Source organism: Lysinibacillus sp. HST-98 (genome assembly GCF_016757845.1).
GTDB lineage: Bacteria > Bacillota > Bacilli > Bacillales_A > Planococcaceae > Lysinibacillus > Lysinibacillus capsici.
The window spans coordinates 30,859-54,796 of sequence record NZ_JAENHX010000008.1; the positions used below are offsets into that span (position 1 = coordinate 30,859).

The 23,938-nt window shown below is 37.5% G+C and carries 19 protein-coding genes; 17 read left to right on the forward strand and 2 right to left on the reverse strand.

Annotated elements, in window-relative coordinates:
- Positions 1-217: 217 nt before the first annotated feature.
- The 5 genes from JIN86_RS16930 to JIN86_RS16950 all read left to right on the forward strand — a co-directional run bounded on the left by JIN86_RS16930 (position 218) and on the right by JIN86_RS16950 (position 6,497).
- Entirely contained in the window at positions 218-1,159 is a 942-nt protein-coding gene (locus JIN86_RS16930) for a YybS family protein (RefSeq protein ID WP_004233365.1), read from the forward strand.
- Between the two features lie 13 nt (positions 1,160-1,172).
- Complete coding sequence (locus JIN86_RS16935; protein WP_004233367.1) at positions 1,173-3,143, forward strand: DHH family phosphoesterase; 1,971 nt, start codon at positions 1,173-1,175, stop codon at positions 3,141-3,143.
- The gene (gene rplI, locus JIN86_RS16940) at positions 3,143-3,589 is read left to right on the forward strand and encodes a 50S ribosomal protein L9 (protein ID WP_004233368.1); all 447 of its coding nucleotides are present in this window, start codon (positions 3,143-3,145) and stop codon (positions 3,587-3,589) included. The genes JIN86_RS16935 and rplI overlap by 1 nt, the downstream gene beginning before the upstream one ends.
- 13 nt (positions 3,590-3,602) lie before the next feature.
- Positions 3,603-4,964, forward strand: a complete 1,362-nt coding sequence (gene dnaB, locus JIN86_RS16945) for a replicative DNA helicase (RefSeq protein WP_004233370.1) — start codon at positions 3,603-3,605, stop codon at positions 4,962-4,964.
- 243 nt (positions 4,965-5,207) lie between these two features.
- Positions 5,208-6,497, forward strand: a complete 1,290-nt coding sequence (locus JIN86_RS16950; protein WP_004233375.1) for an adenylosuccinate synthase — start codon at positions 5,208-5,210, stop codon at positions 6,495-6,497.
- A 44-nt stretch (positions 6,498-6,541) separates the two neighbouring features.
- Here JIN86_RS16950 and JIN86_RS16955 read toward each other — a convergent pair whose 3' ends face one another.
- A complete protein-coding gene (locus JIN86_RS16955) occupies positions 6,542-7,381 on the reverse strand; it encodes a YitT family protein (protein WP_225341063.1) in 840 nt (279 codons plus the stop codon).
- Positions 7,382-7,782: 401 nt separating this feature from the next.
- Here JIN86_RS16955 and JIN86_RS16960 point away from each other — a divergent pair, with 401 nt between their 5' ends.
- The 12 genes from JIN86_RS16960 (at position 7,783) to JIN86_RS17015 (ending at position 19,874) form a co-directional block, all read left to right on the forward strand.
- Positions 7,783-9,243, forward strand: coding sequence for a peptidoglycan DD-metalloendopeptidase family protein (locus JIN86_RS16960; RefSeq protein ID WP_004233379.1), 1,461 nt, complete (start codon positions 7,783-7,785; stop codon positions 9,241-9,243).
- Positions 9,244-9,457: 214 nt separating this feature from the next.
- A complete protein-coding gene (gene yycF, locus JIN86_RS16965; protein WP_004233380.1) occupies positions 9,458-10,171 on the forward strand; it encodes a response regulator YycF in 714 nt (237 codons plus the stop codon).
- A gap of 5 nt (positions 10,172-10,176) precedes the next feature.
- Positions 10,177-12,042 (forward strand): cell wall metabolism sensor histidine kinase WalK, encoded by a 1,866-nt coding sequence (gene walK / locus JIN86_RS16970; protein ID WP_004233382.1) that lies wholly within the window; start codon positions 10,177-10,179, stop codon positions 12,040-12,042.
- A complete protein-coding gene (locus JIN86_RS16975) occupies positions 12,039-13,364 on the forward strand; it encodes a YycH family regulatory protein (RefSeq protein ID WP_202342431.1) in 1,326 nt (441 codons plus the stop codon). The genes walK and JIN86_RS16975 overlap by 4 nt, the downstream gene beginning before the upstream one ends.
- Positions 13,351-14,175: a two-component system regulatory protein YycI gene (locus JIN86_RS16980; protein ID WP_202342433.1), complete on the forward strand. Its 825-nt coding sequence runs from the start codon at positions 13,351-13,353 to the stop codon at positions 14,173-14,175. The genes JIN86_RS16975 and JIN86_RS16980 overlap by 14 nt, the downstream gene beginning before the upstream one ends.
- Complete coding sequence (locus tag JIN86_RS16985) at positions 14,175-14,963, forward strand: MBL fold metallo-hydrolase (protein WP_004233388.1); 789 nt, start codon at positions 14,175-14,177, stop codon at positions 14,961-14,963. The genes JIN86_RS16980 and JIN86_RS16985 overlap by 1 nt, the downstream gene beginning before the upstream one ends.
- Before the next feature lie 167 nt (positions 14,964-15,130).
- Positions 15,131-16,426 carry a S1C family serine protease gene (locus tag JIN86_RS16990; RefSeq protein ID WP_004233390.1) on the forward strand — a complete coding sequence of 432 codons (1,296 nt, stop codon included), beginning with the start codon at positions 15,131-15,133 and terminating at the stop codon, positions 16,424-16,426.
- Positions 16,427-16,671: 245 nt separating this feature from the next.
- Positions 16,672-16,836 carry a CxxH/CxxC protein gene (locus JIN86_RS16995; protein WP_004233391.1) on the forward strand — a complete coding sequence of 55 codons (165 nt, stop codon included), beginning with the start codon at positions 16,672-16,674 and terminating at the stop codon, positions 16,834-16,836.
- A gap of 90 nt (positions 16,837-16,926) precedes the next feature.
- Positions 16,927-17,406: a 23S rRNA (pseudouridine(1915)-N(3))-methyltransferase RlmH gene (rlmH, locus tag JIN86_RS17000; protein ID WP_004233392.1), complete on the forward strand. Its 480-nt coding sequence runs from the start codon at positions 16,927-16,929 to the stop codon at positions 17,404-17,406.
- Between the two features lie 232 nt (positions 17,407-17,638).
- The gene (locus JIN86_RS17005) at positions 17,639-18,421 is read left to right on the forward strand and encodes a transporter substrate-binding domain-containing protein (protein ID WP_202342434.1); all 783 of its coding nucleotides are present in this window, start codon (positions 17,639-17,641) and stop codon (positions 18,419-18,421) included.
- Between the two features lie 31 nt (positions 18,422-18,452).
- Positions 18,453-19,118 carry an amino acid ABC transporter permease gene (locus JIN86_RS17010; protein WP_004233396.1) on the forward strand — a complete coding sequence of 222 codons (666 nt, stop codon included), beginning with the start codon at positions 18,453-18,455 and terminating at the stop codon, positions 19,116-19,118.
- Between the two features lie 27 nt (positions 19,119-19,145).
- A complete protein-coding gene (locus JIN86_RS17015) occupies positions 19,146-19,874 on the forward strand; it encodes an amino acid ABC transporter ATP-binding protein (RefSeq protein WP_202342488.1) in 729 nt (242 codons plus the stop codon).
- Between the two features lie 199 nt (positions 19,875-20,073).
- Here the strand turns inward: JIN86_RS17015 and JIN86_RS17020 are convergent, their stop codons facing one another.
- Positions 20,074-23,793 carry a S8 family serine peptidase gene (locus JIN86_RS17020; RefSeq protein ID WP_202342435.1) on the reverse strand — a complete coding sequence of 1,240 codons (3,720 nt, stop codon included), beginning with the start codon at positions 23,791-23,793 and terminating at the stop codon, positions 20,074-20,076.
- Positions 23,794-23,938 lie beyond the last annotated feature (145 nt).

Consider the following 23,938-nt stretch of genomic DNA (forward strand, 5'->3'; position numbering starts at 1 on the left):
CAATTTTAAATACCAGCATATTACGATATTCGTATCGAGTATGCTGGTTTTTTGTTATGGTTAAAAGAGAATTACCAGCCACTTAGATAAAGCCTGAATTAAAATTGAAAAAATAATGACAATGTACAGTAGTGATCTAAGTCATTTTTGTTCAATACTATGAAAAAATGGTACAATAAAGGGTAGTAAGTTTGACTGAAAAAAAGGAAGGTTTTCAATGCCGAATAATCAAACAAAAGCGCTTGTACAAGGCTCAATGATGGTTGCACTTTTTACAATTTTAATGCTAATTTCTGCATATGTACCATTCATCTTTATAGTAGCTTTATTATTCGCTCCACTACCGATTGCTTGGTATAGCGCAAATTACAAGCGTTCCACATCAATACTCGTAGCAATAGTAGGCTGTATCCTAACCACTATAACGAGCGGAATATCCATGCTGCCATTTGCCTTTATTTTAGGGTTAGTAGGTGTCGTTATGGGTAACGCCATTTATTTGAAGAAGAGTAAGCTTTATTTATTTATGTCCACGGGGATTGCTAATCTCCTCTCGATGGCAATCGTTTATATTGCCTATGTAAAGCTTTCAGGAATTGACTTCATAAGCATGAGTTTAGAGATGGCACGTAAAAATTATGAGCAATCTAATGAATTTGCGAAGAATGTAACAGGTCAAGTAGCCATAAATCCAGAACAGCTTGAGGCAATGTTTAAAACAATTGAACTGACTATGCCTGCAACAATAACAATTTCAGCATTTTTTGCTGCATTTGTTATCATTACAGTCAATTTACCAGCTCTAAGAAGACTAGGGGTAGATGTTCCAAAATTTGCTCCGTTCCAAAATATGAGATTACCACGCTCTATTTTATGGTATTACATGATTGTGTTATGCATTAATTTATTCATGCGTCCTGAGGCTGGTTCTACGTTAGATATCATTGTATTAAATGTTTCTTATATTTTATGGTTGTTACTCATTCTACAGGGAATATCTTTTATCCATTATTTTATCTCTAGAAAAGGGATGCCAAACGGAGTTAAATGGGTAGCTACTTTGTTAGCAATTCCGCTATCATCCTTTATGATCTTACTCGGTATTGTTGATTTAGGTTTTGACGTACGTTCACTTGTAAAGGGGAATACTAAAGAATAAGGGGCTGATTGTAATGGGGACTTTTAGAAAACGACCAATTCGCTATCCGCTTTTTGTTCTTTCCATATTTGGAACTGTGACGTTCGTGCTTCTATGTATTTGGAATATCGGGATAGGTATCGGTTATGGTGTAGGTTTTGTTTTACTGATGGCCTACACATGGAAGGTAGAGAAGATAGCTTTTGAGGAAACAGAAAAGCACATTGAATCTATCTCCTTCCGTATGAAAAAAGTAGGGGAAGAGGCACTACTTGAAATGCCAATTGGGATACTGCTGGTTAATGAGCAGTACGAAATCGAATGGTCTAATCCATATATGCAAGGCATTTTAAATATGGAATCATTAGTTGGAGAAGGTATTGTAAATATATCTGATGACATCTATGTATTAATGAAGACCGAGGAGACTAATGAGGCGACGATTACACTACGTGATCGGAAATATCGTGTTTATTATAAAAAAGAGGAACGACTACTGTATTTCTTTGATATAACTGAACAGATTGCCATTGAAAAGCAATACTATGCAGACCGTACAGTAATCGCTATATTGTTTGTCGATAATTACGATGAAATCACGCAAGCCATGGACGATCAACCACGTAGTTTAACAAACACAATGGTTACTTCAATTGTCAATGAATGGGCTGCAGAGCATGGCGTATTTGTCAAACGAATATCATCAGATCGTTTCTTAGCAGTTTTAAATGAATCCATATTAACGGAGCTAGAAAAGAAAAAATTTGCTATATTAGATACCATTCGTGAAAAAACAGCTCAAAAGAATTTATCATTAACATTAAGTATTGGGGTAGGAGCTGGATCCTCCTCATTAGTGGAGCTGGGTGAGCTGGCACAATCGAGTCTTGATCTTGTTTTAGGACGGGGTGGAGACCAAGTGGCGATAAAGCAACCTACTGGAAAACTTAAATTCTATGGTGGAAAAACAAATCCAGTTGAAAAACGTACACGTGTTAGAGCGCGCGTTATTTCACATGCCTTACGCGACTTAATTCAAGACAGTGACCAAGTGTTTGTTATGGGACATAAAAATCCTGACATGGACTCTATAGGTGCTTCTGTAGGTGTACGGAAAATGGCACAAATGAATGATGTAAAGGGTTATGTCATTATCAATTTTGATGAATTAAATGGTAGCGTTACACGGTTAATGAATGAAATAGAGAGTAAATCAGATTTCTATGAAAATTTCCTTACACCAGAGGAAGCCGCTGGTAAAATGACTGAGAAATCGTTGCTCGTTATTGTTGATACACACAAGCCGAATTTAGTAATTGATGCACACCTATTGAAATTAGCTGAAAAGGTGGTTGTAATCGACCATCATCGGCGAAGTGAGGACTTTATCGAAAATCCTACACTCGTTTATATGGAGCCATATGCATCGTCCACAGCTGAGCTAGTGACAGAGTTACTAGAATATCAGCCGAAGCGTGCAAAAATAAATATGCTAGAAGCTACTGCATTACTAGCGGGTATTATCGTTGATACCAAAAGCTTTACACTTCGAACAGGAGCACGTACATTTGAAGCAGCTTCTTATTTACGAACAAATGGTGCCGATACAGTATTAGTCCAACGTCTCTTGAAGGAGGACGTGGACACATATATAGAGCGCTCCAAAATTGTGCAAACAGTTAAGTTCGTAAAACCAGGAGTAGCTGTTGCTGTAGGTGAGGAATCAAAAGTGTATGACTCTGTCTTAATTGCGCAAACTGCCGATATTTTACTAACGATGAAGGATGTTAGTGCATCCTTTGTCATTGCACATCGGGCAGATGGAAAAATTGGTATAAGCGCACGATCACTTGGCGAGGTCAATGTACAGCTAATTATGGAGAGGCTTGGCGGCGGTGGACATTTAACGAATGCTGCCTGCCAAATAGATGCTAAATCCATCGATGGCGTGAAAAAACATTTAGAAGAGGCCATAAATGAGGTCTTTGAAGGGAGTTCTGACTAATGAAAGTAGTATTTTTAAAAGACGTTAAAGGAAAAGGAAAAAAAGGTGAAATTAAAAACGTAGCTGATGGCTATGCACAAAATTTCTTAATCAAGAATGGCTATGCAGCGGAAGCAAATGCGCAAGCTTTAAGCCAAATAGAGGGGCAAAAGAAATTAGAGGCAAAAAATGCTGCTGCTGAATTAGCTGAAGCACAAGCACTAAAGGAAAAAGTAGAAGCACTAACAGTTGAGCTAAAAGCAAAATCAGGTGATGGTGGCCGCTTATTTGGCTCAGTATCTACAAAGCAAATTGCTGATGCATTACAAAAAGTGCACGGCATTAAAATTGACAAACGTAAAATGACTTTACCTGATGGGATTCGTTCACTTGGTTTTACAAATGTTCCTGTAAAACTACATCATGAAGTATCAGCAACGTTAAAAGTACATGTAACGGAAGAATAAGGAGCGACAATCCATGAGTGAACCGATGATGGACCGCGTTCCACCGCATAACCGGGAGGCGGAGCAATCGGTTATCGGTGCTATCTTCCTTGAGCCACAGGCATTAATAACAGCATCAGAAATTTTATTGGCAGATGATTTTTATTTAAATGCCCATAAGAAAATTTTCGAAACGATGTTGCGCTTAAGTGATCAAGGAAAAGCGATAGATGTTGTAACAGTTACAGAAGAACTATCAGCTAAAAAAGAGATTGAGGACGTTGGCGGGCTTTCTTATTTACTAGAGCTCGCCAATGCTGTCCCTACAGCTGCCAATGTCGCTCATTATGCCAAAATCGTTGAGGAAAAGGCCCTCTTACGTCGATTGATTCGAGTGGCTACGAAAATTGTCGAGGACGGCTATACACGTGAAGACGAAGTAGAGGCATTATTAGGCGAGGCAGAGAAGAAAATGATGGAGGTTGCCAATCGAAAGAATGCAGGTGACTTTAAGCATGTTAAAGATGTGCTAGTGGAAACTTTCGATAATATTGAGCAACTGCAATCACAAAAGGGAGAAGTAACGGGTATCCCGACTGGCTTCCGTGATTTAGATAACATTACTGCTGGCTTTCAACGCAACGATTTAATCATTGTTGCTGCTCGTCCATCTGTAGGGAAAACCGCCTTTGCATTGAATGTTGCGCAAAGTGTTGCTGTACAAGCTCGTGAAAATGTTGCAATCTTTTCTTTAGAGATGGGTGCAGAGCAACTGGTCATGCGTATGCTTTGTGCTGAAGGAAATATAGATGCACAAGTTTTACGTACAGGTGCTTTAACTACGGAAGATTGGGGTAAACTAACTATGGCAATGGGTAGTTTATCGAATTCAGGGATTTTTATTGATGATACTCCAGGTGTACGTATCAATGAAATCCGTGCGAAATGTCGTCGCTTAGCTCAGGAGAATGGACTAGGAATGATCTTAATTGATTATTTACAGTTAATTCAGGGGAGCGGCAAGCCAGGAGAAAACCGTCAGCAAGAGGTATCAGAGATTTCCCGTTCCTTAAAGGGATTAGCTCGTGAATTAAAGGTACCTGTTATTGCGTTATCACAGTTATCTCGTGGTGTTGAGCAACGACAAGATAAACGGCCAATGATGAGTGACTTACGTGAATCGGGAAGTATTGAGCAAGATGCTGATATTGTTGCGTTTTTATACCGTGATGATTATTACGATAAAGAATCTGAGAATAAAAATATGATCGAAATTATCATTGCGAAACAACGTAATGGTCCAACAGGTACCGTTACATTGGCCTTTAAAAAAGAATTCAATAAATTCATTAATGTGGATTGGTCACAAATGCCACCGCCACCGCCACGTGATTAGTCAAGTTACTCGTCATTCAGATAAGTTACCTATTAGTAATGAAATATTACCCTTAGAACAAATTAATCTGAATGTTCGATAATATTCATACCATTCTGTTATTAAACACGAACGTTGAATCAGATTTTTTGATTTTATGTTCGTGTTTTTCGCTATTTTTTATTGACGAGTTGTTTCTATCATTGTTACAATAATTGAGGCTTGAAAATTGAGATACAAAGGTATCTAACGGAGGTGCTGATTATGACATCAGTAGTAGTTGTAGGAACACAGTGGGGAGACGAAGGAAAAGGTAAAATTACAGATTTCCTTTCGCACAAAGCCGATGCCATCGCTCGTTTTGCCGGTGGAGATAATGCAGGACATACCATTAAAATTGATGGTGAAACTTATAAATTACATTTAATTCCATCTGGGATCTTCTATAAAGATAAAACTTCAGTAATTGGTAATGGATTAGTTGTGAATCCAAAATCATTAGTAACAGAGCTTAAAGGTTTACAAGAGCGTGGTATTAATACAGATAATCTACGTATTTCTAATCGTGCGCATGTGATTTTGCCTTATCATATTAAACAAGATATTGCGGATGAAGAAAGTCGTGGAGACAATAAAATAGGCACAACTTGTAAAGGAATTGGACCTTGTTATCAAGATAAAGTAGCACGTATTGGGATCCGTATGGCTGACTTACTTGATAAGGAAATCTTTGAGGAAAAACTACGTCATAATTTAGCCATTAAAAATAAGTTATTTGAGAAATTCTATGAAGTTGAAGGCGTAACATTCGAAGAAATTTTCGAGGAATACTATGGTTACGGACAAGAAATTGCCAAGTATGTTACGGACACATCTAAAATTTTGAATGATGTCCTTGATGAGGGCGGTAAAGTGCTATTCGAAGGTGCACAAGGAATTTTACTTGATGTCGATCAAGGTACGTATCCATATGTAACATCTTCAAATCCTGTAGCTGGAGGAGTAGCGATTGGTGCAGGTGTTGGGCCATCACGCGTAACAAGTGTTATTGGTGTATCTAAGGCCTATACATCTCGAGTAGGAGATGGACCATTCCCAACAGAATTGTTTGATGAAGTAGGTCAACAAATTCGTGAGGTGGGTCGCGAATACGGTACAACAACAGGTCGTCCACGTCGTGTAGGCTGGTTCGACACAGTCGTTGTTCGTCACTCACGCCGTGTAAGTGGCATTACTCATCTCGCTCTTAACTCTATCGATGTTTTATCGGGCTTAGAAACAGTAAAAATTTGTACAGCCTATAACTATAAAGGTGAGACAATCACAGAGTATCCAGCAAATCTTCATATTATTGAACAATGTGAGCCGATTTATGAGGAGCTTCCAGGCTGGTCTGAGGATGTAACAAGTTGCAGAACTTTAGAAGAGCTACCTGAAAATGCACGCCGCTATGTGGAGCGTATCAGCGAACTAACGGGCATTCAAATTGCTACTTTCTCTGTCGGACCTGCACGTGAGCAAACAAACGTGTTAGTGGACGTTTGGGAAGCATAACGAAATAAAATGAAAAGGGCGTGCCAAATACGGCATGCCCTTTTTTAGTGTATATCTTTCTTCTTAAAGCGGCCACCTTTTACCTCGGCGATATTACCGATGGCTAGAAAAGCATTGTCATCTATTTCAGCGACGATTGTTTTCAATTTAGATTCTTCTAAACGTGTAATAACGGTAAATATGACTTTCTTGTCATTCCCCGTATAAGCTCCCTCTCCGTGAAGGAAAGTAACGCCACGACCAAGTCGATCCATAATCGTTTGTCCAATTTCATCAATGTCATCACTTATGATATAAACAGATTTAGATTCTTCCAATCCTTGAATAACAATATCAATCATTTTATAGGCAATATAGTATGCAATGATGGAGTACATGGCTTGCTCCCAATTAAAAATAAATCCCGCCACCGTAAAAATAATGATATTGAAGAACATGATGATTTCACCAACTGAAAAAGGTGTCTTGCTATTAGCTAAAATAGCTAATATTTCAGTTCCATCCAATGAACCTCCATAACGAATGACAATACCGACACCAACTCCTAAAATCATTCCTCCAAAGACTGTTGCCAATAATGTGTCTTCTGTAAATGGATGGATATTATGTAAGGCAAGTGTTGAAAATGAGAGTACGGTAATACCTAGACCTGTGGACAATGCAAAGGTTTTACCAATTTGTTTATAGCCTAAAAAAATAAAAGGTAAGTTTAAAATGAAGATGAAAATACCAAGGGGTAATTTTAATAAATGAGATGTGATAATGGAAACACCCACGATGCCACCATCCATAATGTGGTTGGGTACTAAAAACAGTTCCAAGCCCAATGCCATTATAATCGCGCCTACCGAAACCATAATAATTCTTGCAAAAACTTTACGCATGCTATTTTTCTGAGGTCTCAACACTTTTGTTGTGATCTCAGAGGTTTGTGAATCACTCAATTTAATCGCTCCAATCAAATAGTGTACCTTCTATATATATTTTATCGGAATATTAAAAAAGTAAAAAGTATTAAGTCAAAATTCACTTGAAAAAAATTTGAGAATAGTATAACGATGATAGTTAAATCAATTCTGAGAACCAATATATGAATAAAATTACAGTATGTATAAACTATATAAAATATATTCTATGTAACAATAAGTAGATAAATAATACATTTACATTACAAAAGAGTGAAATCGTTCAAACGTCATTTTCTTTATGGTACATTATAGGGGTGCAAAAAATCCTTGTGGGTAAATCATCCTACAGTAGGGTAAAGTTGGAAGGGGCTTTATTGATGAATTCGTTTTGGAAAAGAAAAGAAGAAAACAATAGATTCACCTACAATTTTTCTTCTTTTAAAAAGGCTTCAATCGTTGTAGTTTTAATGACAAGCCTAACGATTAACATGGGATTTGCTAAGGAATATAACAAAGAAAACTTAAATAAAATTTACCACGTCTATGTGGGGAATGAATATATTGGTGCAGTATCTGATGAGAAAGCAATTCAAGAAATAATTGCATCAAAAGAAAAAGTGGCAAGTCAGCAATTCAAAGGTTTATCCATTGATGCTAGCTCAGCTGTTAAAATAATCCCAGAACAAGTATTTACAAACGAAACAAAAGATGCAGAAACATTATCAAAACTTAAGCAATCTTTAGTGGCCAAATCAGATGCCTTTACATTATTAGTAAATCACAAACCAGTAGTATCACTAAAGAATACAGAAGCTTATGAGAAAACTGTTCAAATGTTAAAGCTACAATATGTTTCCCAGCAAGAATTAGATAACTTATCAAAACGCCAAGCTAGCAATAATCTACCAGAATTAAATGATGGTGAGTCTAGACTTCTAAATGTTTCTTTTAAACAAGGCGTTTCAGGGTTATCACAAAAAGTGACACCCACTGATATATTATCACCTGAGCAAGCCGTGAAGTTTTTAATGACAGGTTATCTTGAGCAAGAAACATACAAAATTGAATCAGGAGATGTGTTAGGGTCAGTTGCTAAAAAACATAATTTAACAACAAGTGAACTACTAGCTCTCAATCCGGATATCACAGTAGATACAGTTTTACAAATTGGACAAGAATTAAATGTAACTGTGGCAAAGCCATTTGTGACACTTGAAGTAAAAAAGGAAAAGAAAGTTGCGGAAGTCATTCCGTTTAAAAAAGTAATTGAAGAAGATCCTACAATGTATAAAGGTGAAAAGGTCATCAAGCAAGAAGGTGTTAATGGAAAAAAAGAAACAACTTATGCATTAACATCTGAAAATGGTACACAGACATCAAAAGTTGCCTTAGAGGAAAAAATACTTCAACAACCAGTAGATGAAATTGAAGTAGTTGGTACAAAGGTTATTTCATCACGTGGAACTGGAGAATTTGCATGGCCAGCAGTCGGGGGCTATATTTCAAGTGGTATGGGTGAACGCTGGGGAGCCTTCCATCGTGGTATTGATATCGCTCGACCAAGTAACTATAATATTTTGGCTGCTGATAATGGTGTAGTGGTTGCTGCTGGCACTTCTGGCACCTATGGTAATCGTATTGTTATTAATCATAATAATGGTTTTACAACACTTTATGGACATTTATCTTCAATTAATGTTGAAGTCGGACAAGTAGTGGAAAAAGGTTCTGTGATTGGTATTATGGGTTCCACTGGAAATTCGACAGGTACACATTTGCACTTTGAAGTTGAAAAGAACGGTTCATTAGAAAATCCGTTATCTTATGTAGGCCGATAAAACATGTTGAATAGGAGACAGTCCGAATAATGGACTGTCTTTTTCTATTATTTCCCGAGAAATAATTGTTGAATTACATCGCTTTTTGTCACAGTATTAGAGGGATTGAATATCGATTAATGCATAGAATCCGAAAGCATGATAGAGTTAAGAGTAGTGAATTTACAAATACACATTGTTTAAGAATAGATAAGAAGCGAAAGGGAGAGTATGTATGAATAAAACAATTTTAGTTGTTGATGATGAGAAACCAATCGCAGATATTTTGCAATTTAATTTAATAAAAGAAGGCTATAAAGTTATTTGTGCTTATGATGGTGATGAGGCATTAAAGAAAGTAGAGGAAGAGCAACCAGATTTAATGCTTTTAGATATTATGCTGCCAAAGCGTGATGGAATGGAAGTTTGTAGAGAAGTACGTAAAAAATACGATTTTCCGATTATTATGCTTACAGCTAAAGGCTCTGAGATTGATAAAGTATTAGGATTAGAGATGGGTGCAGATGATTATGTTACAAAGCCATTTAGTACAAGAGAGCTGATTGCACGTGTAAAGGCCAATATGCGCCGTTTACAAGTAGTCACTCCAGCAGCAGAAGAGGCTGAGGAAGAGTCGAATGAGATTGTCGTAGGTTCGCTTGTTATTCAACCAGATGCTTATTTAGTAATGAAGCGTGATGAAGCAATTGAACTGACACATCGGGAATTTGAGTTACTTCATTATTTAGGGAAACATATTGGACAAGTAATGACACGGGAGCACCTTCTTCAAACAGTATGGGGCTATGATTACTTTGGCGATGTACGAACTGTTGATGTAACAATTCGCCGTTTACGTGAAAAAATTGAGGATAATCCTAGTCATCCCGCTTGGATTGTCACGCGACGTGGTGTAGGTTATTATTTACGAAATCCTGAACAGGAGTAATAGGAATGCAGAAAGTGAGCTTCTTTAAATCCATTCATGTCAAACTAGTGCTGATTTATATTTTATTAATATTGCTTGCTTTACAAATTATCGGTATCTATTTCGCTCGTGAATTAGAAAGAAATTTGAAGAGCAACTTCCAAGATTCCATTTTTCAGCGAGTTGACCTGATGCAATATAGTCTTCGTGAGGAAATTTTAAAGGAACGCGATGAAAGCATGCCTAAACTAGAGGAGAGCCTAAAGTCAATTGTTATGGAGTTTTCTACTGGTTTAAGGGATGTTTCAAATGGTGATATTTTAGAAATTCGTGTCATTGACAATAGACAAAGAATACTTGCAACATCTGAGCTTGAAAACCAGAATTTAATAGGTCAGCGCTCTAATACTGACCTTGTACGTCGAGCGATATCTGCCGAAACACTGTTTGATATTATTAAGCTGGACAATAAGACGAGAAATCGTGTGTGGGTTTTAGCGAATCCCATTCGTGCGGGTGCAGGACCAGACGATGAAATCATTGGTGTACTCTATATTGAAGCCAATATTGAATCAGTTTTTGAACAAATGAATGATATTAATCAGATTTTCCTTGGTGGTACCGCAATGTCCTTGGTCATTACCATCTTCTTAGGTATTCTTGTGGCAAGGACAATTACACAGCCTATTGCTGATATGCGAAAGCAGGCTCAGGCAATGGCGAAGGGGAACTATTCTCGAAAGGTACGTGTATATGGTACAGATGAAATCGGCCAGCTAGCCATCACCTTTAATCATCTAACCAACCGTTTGCAGGAAGCCCAATCGACCACAGAAGCTGAACGTCGAAAGCTAGATTCAGTTCTGAGTAATATGACAGATGGTGTAATTGCAACAGATCGTAAGGGACGTATTATTCTCATCAATGACCCTGCATTGGAATTACTGCATATTTCAAGAGATATTACATTAGGGCGTCCTATCGCCTCGGTATTGGGGATTGATCAGGAATATAGTTTTGAAGACTTAATTCATATGAATGATGCCGTGAATTTAAACTTTAGTACAGCAGATGCCCCCTATATACTTCGTGCTAATTTCTCTGTTATTCAAAAAGAAACAGGATTTATTAATGGTCTGATTACTGTTTTGCACGATATAACAGAGCAAGAAAAGATTGAAATGGATCGTCGGGAATTCGTATCAAATGTATCACATGAGTTAAGAACGCCATTAACAACAATGCGCAGTTATTTAGAGGCACTTGCAGATGGTGCATGGAAAGATGAAAATATTGCTCCTACGTTTTTAAATGTGACACAAACCGAAACAGAGCGTATGATTCGTTTAGTAAATGATTTACTGCAGTTATCAAGAATGGATAGTTCAGATTATGAGTTAAATAAAGATATTGTCTTATTTAATTCATTCTTTAACCGCATTATTGACCGATTTGAAATGTCTAAGTCTGACAAGGTACAATTTGAACGATTATTCCCTGAAACATCCTTTTATGTAGAAATTGATACGGATAAAATCACACAAGTTATTGATAATATCATTTCCAATGCTATTAAATATTCTCCAGATGGTGGCAATATTCGCTTTGGCTTTACGGGACAGGATGACATGTTGAAAGTCATGATTTCAGATGATGGCATGGGTATTCCTAAAGAAAATGTTGGCCGTATTTTTGATCGCTTCTATCGTGTGGATCGTGCACGCGCTCGTTCTATGGGAGGAACAGGCTTGGGACTAGCTATTGCGCGGGAAATGATTGAAGCACATGGCGGTAAGATTTGGGCTGAAAGTGAAGAAGGACAGGGTACAACCATTTTCTTCACATTACCATATGATGCAGATGAATTTGGTGAGGCAGGTGAGTGGGAATGAAATATATAGAGCCAGTTAAATCTGTTGTATTATTTCTACTTGTTATGCTGAGCGTGATTTTAACTTTTTTAATTTGGACCTATACACCTGATTATAAATATATTGAAAAAACAGAGGGAGAGGAAATTTTAATTAAGCCGCAAAAGGATATGGAGGATATTATTCGACCATACAAGGCTATTTTCCGTTCTGAAGAAGAGTTTACTGGCACAGTTTCTAATGCAGCTATGAAAGATATGATGAAAGTATTTAATGGCTGGAATGTTTTAGATTTGGTGCCTGTAAACAATAATCTTTCTGCAAACTATGTGAATCAAATTATTGGCGCAGATCATCGAATGACAATATTTTTTACAGGAGAGATTCCATTTTCAGCTTTTAACACAATCTTTCAGTTCACTGATAAGGAATTACCAGAAACAACGTTCAATCGTATGATTATAGATTGGAGTAATTACAATAGCAAAGAATTGATGTTGTATTACATTAGTGGTAATAACCAATCATTATTCCGCTCACATGTCAGTGTGCCAAACATGAATCAATTTATACAGGAAGTCATAGAGCCTGCCAAAAAATATGAGGTTTTTAAAGAAGTAGAAAGAGAAGGCTATACATCTCTTTATTTGGCGAACAGTAATATTGAATCTGTAAAATATACGTATTTTATTGAGGATATTACGCCAGAACTATTTAAAAATGTGCTATTCCCAGATCCAAATATTGTGCAGCGGAATGTGGAAAGTGCATCCTCTGAAAAATATACAGATGGTATGTCGTTAATGACCTTAGAAACAAATCTTAAATCATTAAACTATGTTTATCCTGCTGCAGAAAGTAGTATTAGAGTCGAGCCATCCAAGCTTTTAAAGGATAGCTTTGAATTTATTAATGAGCATGGAGGATTTACGGCAGATTTCCGCTATGCTTCATCCAATACCAATAAAAATCAAATAGATTATCAAATGTATTTGCAAGGTTTCCCTGTCTATAGCAATCATGTCATTACACGAATGACAACCATTTGGGGAGATAGTCGAGTTTTCCATTATAAGCGTCCATACTTTTCATTGGATATGGATATATCATTAGAGAAAGAAATCAAAGAATTAGCATCAGGTGCGGAGATCGCAGAGAGATTAAAAAGCGCTAACAGTATTCCTTTGTCTGATATTGATGAAATCGTCTTGGGCTATTATTTAACACAAAATCAAGAACAGAATATATTTATATTTGAACCTTGTTGGTTTGTTATTCGGAATGGTACATGGACTAAACTGACTCCTGAAGTATTAGGAGGTGTTAAAAATGGATTGGAATAGAACAAAATCTATTTTTATATTCGTTTTTTTAATACTGAACATCTTCTTGTATTCACTTTATGTCAATCGCTATAATGAAGCAAAAGATATTGAGGTACCGGGTGAAAGAACAATAGAAGCCCGTTTAAAGGATGATAATATTACGTATGGCACATTACCAAATAATATTGAATCTGCTTCGTATATGACAGCTCAAGTGCATAAATTCACACCAGACGAATTTAGTAATAGTAACCAGCAAGTTAAATTTAAGGATGATAATAATACAAAGGCTCGGGTTATTTTTATGAGGCCTGTTAAATTACGCAATGTAAGTGATGACGCAAGCTTTACAGATTTTGCCCTGGCAAACATCATTGAAGGTGCATCTTATGCTTTATGGAAAGTAGACCGCGAAGAACGAGTCGCAATTTTTTTCCAAAAGACAAACAATCGAATGTTCTATTATAGTGGTTCATTAAAAATAAAATGGAATGCTAATAACGAAGTAACAATGTATGAGCAAACAATGATTGATAACATTGAAGAAATGGAACAGCAGGAAACCGTTATTCCACCACTTCAAATTATTCAAACTTTGTATGCAAAGGGACCGCTCAAGCCAGATTCTCGCATTACACAAATGAAACTAGGTTACTCAACGCTTGTTAAATTGAAAGGTACTCAGGTATTGGTGCCAACATGGGAAGTTCAAGTGAAATTATCTGATGGGACAAAAGAGGAGTACTTTGTGAATGCAGTAGAAGGTAAAGTCATCGAAATCCAGGAGGACAAGCAAGAGAGCGAAGAAGAAGACTGGGGAGTTGAATAATGCGATTTAGTGTTTTAGCAAGTGGCAGTACAGGGAATTCGATTTATGTAGAGAATGACGATCATGCTTTTATCGTTGATGCGGGTCTTAGTGGAAAAAAGATGGAGCAGTTATTTACAAAAATCGACCGTAATATGAAGCAGCTCAGTGGTATCTTTGTTACACATGAGCATAGTGATCATATTAAAGGAATTGGTGTGCTAGCACGGAAATATAGTGTACCAATTTACGCAAACGCCAAAACGTGGCAGGCAATGGATGGGCTTATTGGGGACATTCCTGTAGAGCAACGTTTTGAATTTGAAATGGATACAGTGAAGCATTTTGGTTCTTTAGCTGTTGAATCTTTTGCTGTTTCACACGATGCAGCAGATCCAATGTTCTATACCTTTCATGAAAATGATCGCAAGCTTGTTATTATTACAGATACAGGCTATGTCAGTGATCGTATGAAAGGAATTATTCGAGGCGCTGATTCTTTTGTCTTTGAAAGTAATCATGATGTCAATATGCTGCAAATGGGACGCTATCCTTGGTCTATTAAACGTCGTATTTTAAGTGATGTAGGACATGTGTCTAATGAGGATGCAGCAATTGCAATGAGTGAGGTTGTATTTGATAAGACGACCAATATTTATCTTTCACATTTAAGTAAAGATAATAATATGAAAGAGCTAGCACGTATGAGTGTCGCACAAACCTTACAATCTTGTGGCATCCTTGTTGGTGAGCATGTTCATCTATTTGATACGGATGCAGAAGAACCAACAAAATTGGTGACGGTTTAATCAGAGGCTATTTAGGCAAAACTTGAAGCTGTTCAACGCATTAAAAAAATGCATTGAACAGCTATTTTTATGCCTATTTTATTTGTTTTTCATCTGATTTTAATGTTTGAATCGTAAGATTAGGGTAACAACTAATTAGATAGCATTCAAAGGAAAGGATGACGAACATGAGCTATTTCCAAGATGATGATAAAAACAGTGATTTCCTTAAAAAGGATGAGGTACCGAAATCACCTCTTCAAGAAAGACTAGAGCGCGAGGAGCAAGAAATGCAGACTAAGCGCATGAAAAAGAAAGGTGGAGGAGGTAAAGGCGGCTATTTCTTTAGTGGTCTGGTCGGTGTCATTATAGGTGCTTTACTTGTGTGGCTTATGCTACCAGGACTTGTCAGTCAAATGCCTGGAACAACAACAAGTAATACAGGAAAAAATAACACAACAATTAATCAGGTAGCTACAGAAGTAACGACAGATGTGACAACTGCAGTTGATAAAGCCTCACAAGCAGTTGTTGGTATCACAAATATTCAAGAAGTCACAAGCGGAGGTTTTTGGAGCCCACCATCAACGACAACAAAAGAGGCAGGAAGCGGTTCAGGTGTTGTTTATAAAATTGAAGGTGACAAAGCCTTTATCATCACAAATAACCACGTTATTGAAGGGGCAAAGCAGTTAGAGGTCACAATGCCAGACGGAACAAAAGAACCTGCTCAATTAGTGGGTCATGATGTTTGGACGGACCTTGCAGTTATTTCTATTAACTCTAAAAATGTTAAAACCGTTGCGACATTCGGGAATTCAGATGTATTAAAACAAGGTGAAACAGTGATTGCCATTGGTAACCCACTTGGTTTAGACTTCTATGGTTCTGTGACAACTGGTGTTGTTTCTGGTAAAGACCGTTCTGTACCAGTAGACTTAAATGGTGATGGCACAGAAGATTGGCAACAAGAAGTATTGCAAACAGATGCTGCGATTAACCCAGGGAATAGTGGTGGAGCACTTGTGAACTTAGCTGGAGAATTAGTAGGAATTAACTCCATGAAAATTGCTGAATCCTCAGTTGAAGGTTTAGGGTTCTCCATTCCAATTAATTCAGCTATTCCAATTATCGAGGAACTAGAGAAAAATGGAGAAATGAAACGTCCAACAATGGGAGTTTCACTTGCAGATTTAACAGATGTGCCATCATTCTATCAGCAACAAACATTAAAATTACCTGCAGAGGTGACAACAGGCGTTGTTGTAACAGATGTCATGAATAACTCACCAGCCTCAAAAGCAGGGGTTCAACAATACGATGTTATTGTAGAGATGGATGGTCAAAAAATTGAAACAACTATAGATTTACGCAAGCATTTATATAATGACAAAAAAATTGGTGATAAGCTAACATTAAAAGTGTACCGTCAAGGTAAATTAGTCGAGCTATCACTAACATTAACAAACGGTAATACATTGTAAAGAAGCTGCAAAGCGATGGAGATCTAATCAATCTCCATCGCTTTTTTTATGAGGATGGAGAAAATACTTTTATGAAATATTGTGGATAACTAGAAAATTGTGAATACTATTCCCACACAGTAAATCGGGAATAAAAGGCACTTCTTCCATACATGCTATTACTTTGTTACAATAGGTTGTGGATAACATAGACTGATTTGTGAATAAGTTTGTGGAAATTTCGGAAAATAAGGAGACATCAAAAAATGGAAAAGTACAGCTGTGAAAGCCATATAGATCACGCTTTAGACATGTTTGTAGCAGAGCAAAAAGTGTTCCCAATTATGGATAAAATCGAAGAGGATAAAAAGTTATCCACAAAGTGTAGCTACTGTGAACAGGCAGCAGAATATATTGTATCAAGTAAATAACTTTACACAATATATAGAGAGTGCTTGTGGATATGTTGATAACTTTTGTGGATAATTTGTTTGTAAATGAATTGTAAAGGTGGATAACGTGTGAATATAACGATTGTATCAGTCGGCAAACTAAAAGAAAAGTACTTAAAAATGGGGATCGATGAGTACGTAAAACGTCTTGGCGGCTATGCAAAAATGGATTTGGTTGAAGTGCCAGACGAAAAGGCACCTGAACAACTAAGTGAAGCTGAAATGGATATCGTCAAGAAAAAAGAGGGCGAACGCATCCTAACGAAAATCAGTCCGGATGCCTACGTAATCGCCCTAGCCATCAACGGCAAAATGAAAACCTCCGAACAAATGGCTGCCGACATTGAATCCCTCATGACCTACGGCAAAAGCAAAATCGCCTTCGTCATCGGCGGCTCCCTTGGCCTACACGAAGATGTCCTAAAACGAGCCGACGAACAGCAATCCTTTGGCAAAATGACGCTACCGCACCAGCTCATGAAGCTTGTACTAGTAGAGCAGATTTATCGTAGTTTTAGGATTATGAAGGGTGAACCGTATCATAAGTAAGTGCGGTTTTCTTAGTTCTATACATCTAAAAAGCTACATTTTTAGAGGAAAGAGAAGACTTGAAAGATAATTATATAATACGAAATTTGTAGAAAAAGTATCAGGCACTATTAAAAGTGCCTGATACTTTTTTGTTTTATTGGGAGTGGATTGGGTATTAACTATCATAAGCAAGTTATATAGCAAGAAAGGATTGTAGGAATAATCGAAAGAGAAAGGAGTTATAGCCAACATGTTGTTGAGTAAAAAGTTTTTATTGGTCTTAAGTACAATCGTAGTCTGCATGTTGTCTGGTTGTGGAGAGAAGCAGAAGCTTGAAGATGGATCTGAACTGATCAATAAAAATCAATTTGTTTTTGCTACTTCTGGTGAATTTAAGCCATTTAGTTATATAAATGACGATCTTACAATGTCGGGCTTTGATATTGAGGTTGGTGAAGCGATTGCAAAGGAAATGGGCCTTGAGCCGGTTCAGAAACGAATCAAGTTCAAAGGGATTGTGGAAGGGGTGAAAACGGGAAGAGCGGATGCAGCCGTTGCAAGTCACACGATTAACCCGCAGCGGAGTAAACATGTTTCTTTCTCTACCCCCTATTATTATTCGGGACCGAAAATTTTCACCAGACCGGATAGTAAAATTAGGACTGTTGAAGATTTAGAGGGAAAGGAAGTAGCTGTTGCAAAAGGATCAACATATGCCGATACAGCTTCCAAGTATACAGACAACATAAAAACATATGACAGCGACATTACAGCATTAAAGGCATTAAGCAGTGGGCGTCATGATGCAGTAATCACAGATTTTGTTACAGGAAAAACTGCTGAAAAGGAAGGTTTTAAGATTAAAGGACAACAATTAATTAATCGCAGTGAACAAGCGATTGTGTTGCCTCAGGATAATCCAAAGCTATTGAAGCGAGTAAATGAATCTTTGGAACAGCTTCGGGAAAATGGAACATTGACTCAAATCAGTATCAAATATTTTGGTGAGGACATTACCAAAAAATCAGAATAAACCAATGCTATAAAAGAAAGGAAGTAGTACTTTGCCAAGTTTTTCGCATTTTTTTCAAATACTAATGGAAACAAAAGGTGTATTCTTTAAAGCTATGCTTTTAACATTAGAGCTGACGGTGGTTTCTATCTTACTGGGAATCATCATCGGACTAGTCTTTGCCTTATTAAAAATTTCTAATATAAAAATTTTAGAACTTATTTCAGATATATATGTCTATTTGGTTCGAGGAACACCACTGATTGTTCAAATATTTATCCTCTACTTCGGAATTAGTGGGATTTTCCTTCTCCCTGATTTTTGGGCTGCTTCACTTGCTCTAGCGCTACATAATGGAGCTTATATTTCTGAAATCCTTCGGGGAGCAATTCAGTCAGTCGATAATGGCCAATTTGAAGCAGGACGCTCTTTGGGAATGACAAAGACACTGACATTAAGAAGGATTATTCTCCCACAGGCATTCCGTAGAGCATTGCCGCCTTTAGGCAATCAATTTATCATCAGTTTAAAAGATTCTTCGTTAGCCGCATTTATCTCCATGAATGAGCTGTTTAATGTGGCGACAACACTTGGGTCGAATAATTTCGATGAAATGACCTACTTACTCATTGTAGCAGTCTACTATTTATTGCTGGTAGCGTTGATGACATTTGTAGTGAACCGAACTGAATTAAAATTAGCAGTAAGCGACAGATAGGAGCTGAAAAAATTGGACACTAAGGAAATGATTAAAATAAGTCAATTGAATAAATCGTTTGGAGACTTACATGTATTAAAAAATATCGACATGACAGTCTACGAGAGCGATGTTGTTTGTCTAATAGGATCGAGTGGGTCAGGGAAAAGCACCCTCCTTCGCTGCTTGAACTTTTTAGAAAGAAAAGATAATGGCAATATTATAATTGAGGGAAATGAAGTCAATCCACGGACAGATGATCTTAACAAGATTAGAGAAAAGGTTGGGATGGTGTTTCAAAATTTCAACTTATTCCCACATAAAACGGTTTTAGAAAATATTATTGAAGCACCTGTTATGGTAAAGGGTGTAGACAAAGAAAAAGCTATCATCAAAGCAAAGCATTTACTGAAAAAAGTAGGTTTGGAGGATAAGTCGGATGTCTATCCTAGTAAACTATCAGGGGGGCAAAAGCAACGGGTGGCGATTGCTAGAGCACTTGCGATGGAACCAGACATTATGCTTTTTGATGAGCCAACATCGGCACTCGATCCTGAGCTTGTGGGAGAGGTTTTAACAACCATGAAAGATTTGGCTGAAGAAGGAATGACAATGGTTGTTGTTACCCATGAAATGGGATTCGCAAGAGAAGTAGCTGATTGGATTGTCTATATGCATGATGGGAAAATTATTGAACGCGGCACACCTGAACAATTTTTCAACCATCCAAAAGAGGAGAGAACACGAGAATTTTTAACTGCAACGATGCTTAAATAAAACTAAAAGGTTCTGAACGGTAATGTTAGGATCTCGTATGGTTTTGCATTAAATATTCGATTACTAGATAAAGCTTGTACAGAAAAACTGCACATAGACTCGTTACAGCCAACCTTATCATGAGTAAGTGAAATTTAAATAGCAAAAGGAGAAATTGCAAAGCGCAATTTCTCTTTTTGCTGGAACTGTACTTATTTAATTATAACTCAACTTCGGTAACTTCATTATTACCATTACCATTACCGTTACCATTGCCGTTACCGTTGCCGTTACCATTGCCGTTACCGTTGCCGTTACCATTGCCATTACCCGGCTTTTCAACCAATACATCAAATGTTAATGTGTGGTCACCATACGTTGCTGTAATTGTCGTAGTACCTTGACCTTTACCTTTTACAGCCCCTGCTTTTACAGTAGCTATTTTATCATTTGCTACTTCGTAGGTTGCAAGCGTAGTAACATCTTTTTCTGTTGTTCTACCCTCAAAAGTAGTTACCTCAGTAATCTTAACCATCACCTCTTTACCTATTCTAGTTTCAACCTGAGCTTGGTCAATTTCTAGTGTTACGATTGGTGTTTCTACAACAGGTGCTTTAACTGTAACACTTACCGTAACCTCATGATCACCATATGAAATAGTAATCGTAGTCGTGCCCTCACCTATAGCAGTTACTAATCCATTTGCTATTGTTGCAATATTTTCATCTCCCACAACATAAGTAGCTTTTGAAGTTACATCTTCCTCTGTTGCTTCACCTTCTGGAGGAGTAGACGTCTCTGTTACCGTAAGTTGTGCAGATTCCCCAGCTGTTAGGTCTAGCTCAGTTGGATTGACAGAAAGTGTTACTTTTGGTTCAACTACATCTTTTTCAAATATTAGTGCTTCACCAACATTCCCAGCAGCGTCTTCAATTTTTACTGATACAGCATTCGTTTCTGTTGTTACTGGGAATGTGAAGCTACCGTCTTGATTTAATTCAAAAGGAACAGGCGCTTGTATTTCGCCATTCACAGTCGCAATATAGGAAGCTTTTAATTTATCATTTAAATTATAGTTTAAACCATATAAATATAACTCTTCATTGTAGTCGATATACTTATCTGTTACCTTTCCTGTAGCGACACCTTCAGCTACTGAACCAGTAATTTCTGGTTTAGTCGTTTTCACGATAATTGGTCCAACATAATCGGAAACTACCCCTGATGCCGCAAGACCAGTAAAGTCAATTGTATAGAGACCATCTGGAATTGTTGTGGCAGGTTCTGTTCCCCATGGTTTGTATTGCCCAGCGATATTCAGCGTATAAGAGCCTTTTCCTAGCGCAGTACCTGCATGTAGATAACCGATGTAGCCATCACCATATTCTCCACCTTGAGGATTCATAATATCCCATAGCTCGATATAGTTAGTTGTTACATCGCCAGTTAATGTAAATGAAAGTACAGCAGAATCTTTTACGCCATCTCCATTAAAGGATAGATCTGTTTCTGTAATCTTTAAATCTTTAATTTCAGTTACTGCCTCACTTCCAAAGTCAGCTGCGAATGGCAATGAAATTTCTGTAGCACCACCGCTGATGTGAATATACCCCAGTATTTCCGAGCCGTTTGGTGCTGTAGCTTGTGAAGCAGTTAATGTAAGATTTAACACTTGCTCACCAACTAGATTAAATGTTGGCTGGTCGACTGTAACAGTTGCATCACCAAATGTTTTTGTCACATCAATTGATACATTATAATTACCGCCGTTCCCCTTTACATCTTTTACTAAAACTTGTTTCGTTACGGAAATATCCTGGTCTTTAAGTGATTGTGGACCAAAAGTAACTGTCCCTTTTAAGTTTTCTGAAACAGCTCCAGTTCCATCTAAAATTGCACTATCCAATGCATAGGCAAGAATTTCTGGATGTGCTGCAGCATAAGCATTTACACGACCTGCACCTTGAGAGAACACATCGTATTTTGTTTTATCTAAAACCTTTGCTGTATTAGAAAGCGCCACTTTTATGTCGAACGCATTCCAATCAGGATTTGCTTGTTTAAGTAATGCAACAATACCTGTAATATGCGGTGTTGCCATAGAGGTTCCTGTTTTACGATCATATGCCTCTGCATAATCTGCATCAGGGAAATCCTTTTTATACATTGGAACCGTTGACATAATGTTTGTTCCAGGTGCACTTACATCTGGTTTAATATCAAAGTTTGGCGTAGATGGTCCACGGGAACTTGAATCGTTTACTTCATCCCCCAGTGTTTTTGTGGAAGTAAATTGACTAAAGCTAACTTTTCCAGTTCCACCGGCTAATGCAGCACGAATTGCATTACCATCCGTTTGGGACATATCAAATGTTGGTAGAAAAGCAAAGGAATCACCCAGGAATGTACCTGAAATATTAGGTGCATTTGTTCCACCAGCAAAGTTATGAATAATTGTGGCGACTGCTCCATTTGCCTTTGCATTCGCAATTTTATCAACAAATGCGATGCTGCCACGAGAGATTAATGCCACTTTACCTTCTACATCGATTCCCTCATAGTCTTTTACTTCTCCGTTTCCAGGAATAGCAACTAGGTCAAATTCTCCTTGAAGCTGTGTTGCTAAATCCCTTCCAAAAGTTGTGCCCATTAATGGGAGCTGCTTTGTTAAGTTGTAGTCACCAACTGTAACATTCACTTCACCGTTATACATTGTTTCAGGATTTGTTGTGTTACCAACAGCAATTCCTAAACGAGCGGTTGCAGGCGTGCCCATTGTTCCTCGATTTGGGCCGGAGTTACCTGTTGCAATTACTCCGATTGTTCCAGCCATCATTGCATTATTAATAGCAAATGAACCTGCGTCCGTTTCAGAGTTAGCCCCCCCGCCAAGAGAAAGGTTGATTATGTCCATTTTTTCTGTTACAGCCGTTTCAATTGCTTTAACAATACCAGATGTAGCCCCACTTCCATATGCACCAAGAACACGATAAGCATAAAGGTCTACTTTTGGAGCAATTCCTTTAATGCCGAAATTGTTAGCTCCAATTGCTGCAATGGTTCCAGCAACATGGGTACCGTGAGAAGTATAGAACGAGCTTCCCTTTTCATTAAATTCAGGTGTTCCAGCAGGACGCTCAGAAGGCAATGTTTCCGATGCATCGTCATCTGCCCGAGGCTTTGTGTAAGTTGATGAATTTGGAATGAAGTTTTTCCCACCTTTATAAATTCCAGCGAACTCGGGGTGATCTGCATCAATACCAGTATCTAATACTGCTACTTTTATACCTTGTCCTTCAATTCCTTCATTCCAAAGCTGTTCGATGCCGAGGAAAGAAATACTTGTATTCATTTGAGCCTCTAATTGATCTTCCTTAATCAGTTCTGAGGATTTGATTGTACTATCTTCTGAGGCGTAAACAATTGCATCAGGTTCGATTAATGTAATTCCTTCTATTGAAAGCAGCTTTGGGAGATCATTTGCTTTCACAGTTGCTGCAAAACCGTTTAAAACAGTATCAAATGTGTAGCCTTGAGTCATTTGAACATTTTTAGTAGCTAATTCTTTTTTAACCTGTGCTTGTTGAGATTTTACATTTGACCGAACTTCATTTGCTCGGGCATTAGAGAACTTTTGGCCTTTCACTTGGCTCATTCCTTGCTCTAGTGCCACAGGCTTTTCAGATAAATGTACGATGACTGCAACTTCTTGATTGCCTGATACATTTTGTAAGCTTTCGTGAAGAGTTGGACCATCTTTAGACAAGCTTAGCTGTTCAGCGATAGCCGCCTTTAATTGAAGTATACTTTCACTTTGGCTATCCTGCTTGAATGGTTTCGAATCTTCAGCATTCGCACTCGATAATGGAACCAATAGAAAAAGCACCATAACGAAAGCTATCATACTACTTAAAAACTTCGTAAACTTAAACTTTTTCAAATCTCATTTCTCCCTCCACTTTTAATTATCACACTTTTCAGTTTAGTGTGATATTTCCAATTTATCACAGGTGAGATAATTCGAATATCGGAATATTGAAAAATATCAAAATATTGATAATTAGTATTACTTTGTCAAAAATGAA

Coding starts and splice junctions, on each gene's coding strand:
- dnaB (WP_004233370.1), top strand. CDS start 3,603: ATGAGTGAACCGATGATGGACCGCGTTCCACCGCATAACCGGGAGGCG.
- JIN86_RS16930 (WP_004233365.1), top strand. CDS start 218: ATGCCGAATAATCAAACAAAAGCGCTTGTACAAGGCTCAATGATGGTT.
- JIN86_RS17015 (WP_202342488.1), top strand. CDS start 19,146: ATGATTAAAATAAGTCAATTGAATAAATCGTTTGGAGACTTACATGTA.
- JIN86_RS16995 (WP_004233391.1), top strand. CDS start 16,672: ATGGAAAAGTACAGCTGTGAAAGCCATATAGATCACGCTTTAGACATG.
- JIN86_RS17005 (WP_202342434.1), top strand. CDS start 17,639: ATGTTGTTGAGTAAAAAGTTTTTATTGGTCTTAAGTACAATCGTAGTC.
- yycF (WP_004233380.1), top strand. CDS start 9,458: ATGAATAAAACAATTTTAGTTGTTGATGATGAGAAACCAATCGCAGAT.
- JIN86_RS16985 (WP_004233388.1), top strand. CDS start 14,175: ATGCGATTTAGTGTTTTAGCAAGTGGCAGTACAGGGAATTCGATTTAT.
- JIN86_RS16980 (WP_202342433.1), top strand. CDS start 13,351: ATGGATTGGAATAGAACAAAATCTATTTTTATATTCGTTTTTTTAATA.
- JIN86_RS16960 (WP_004233379.1), top strand. CDS start 7,783: ATGAATTCGTTTTGGAAAAGAAAAGAAGAAAACAATAGATTCACCTAC.
- JIN86_RS16955 (WP_225341063.1), bottom strand. CDS start 7,381: ATGCGTAAAGTTTTTGCAAGAATTATTATGGTTTCGGTAGGCGCGATT.
- JIN86_RS16935 (WP_004233367.1), top strand. CDS start 1,173: ATGGGGACTTTTAGAAAACGACCAATTCGCTATCCGCTTTTTGTTCTT.
- rplI (WP_004233368.1), top strand. CDS start 3,143: ATGAAAGTAGTATTTTTAAAAGACGTTAAAGGAAAAGGAAAAAAAGGT.
- JIN86_RS16990 (WP_004233390.1), top strand. CDS start 15,131: ATGAGCTATTTCCAAGATGATGATAAAAACAGTGATTTCCTTAAAAAG.
- walK (WP_004233382.1), top strand. CDS start 10,177: ATGCAGAAAGTGAGCTTCTTTAAATCCATTCATGTCAAACTAGTGCTG.
- JIN86_RS16975 (WP_202342431.1), top strand. CDS start 12,039: ATGAAATATATAGAGCCAGTTAAATCTGTTGTATTATTTCTACTTGTT.
- JIN86_RS16950 (WP_004233375.1), top strand. CDS start 5,208: ATGACATCAGTAGTAGTTGTAGGAACACAGTGGGGAGACGAAGGAAAA.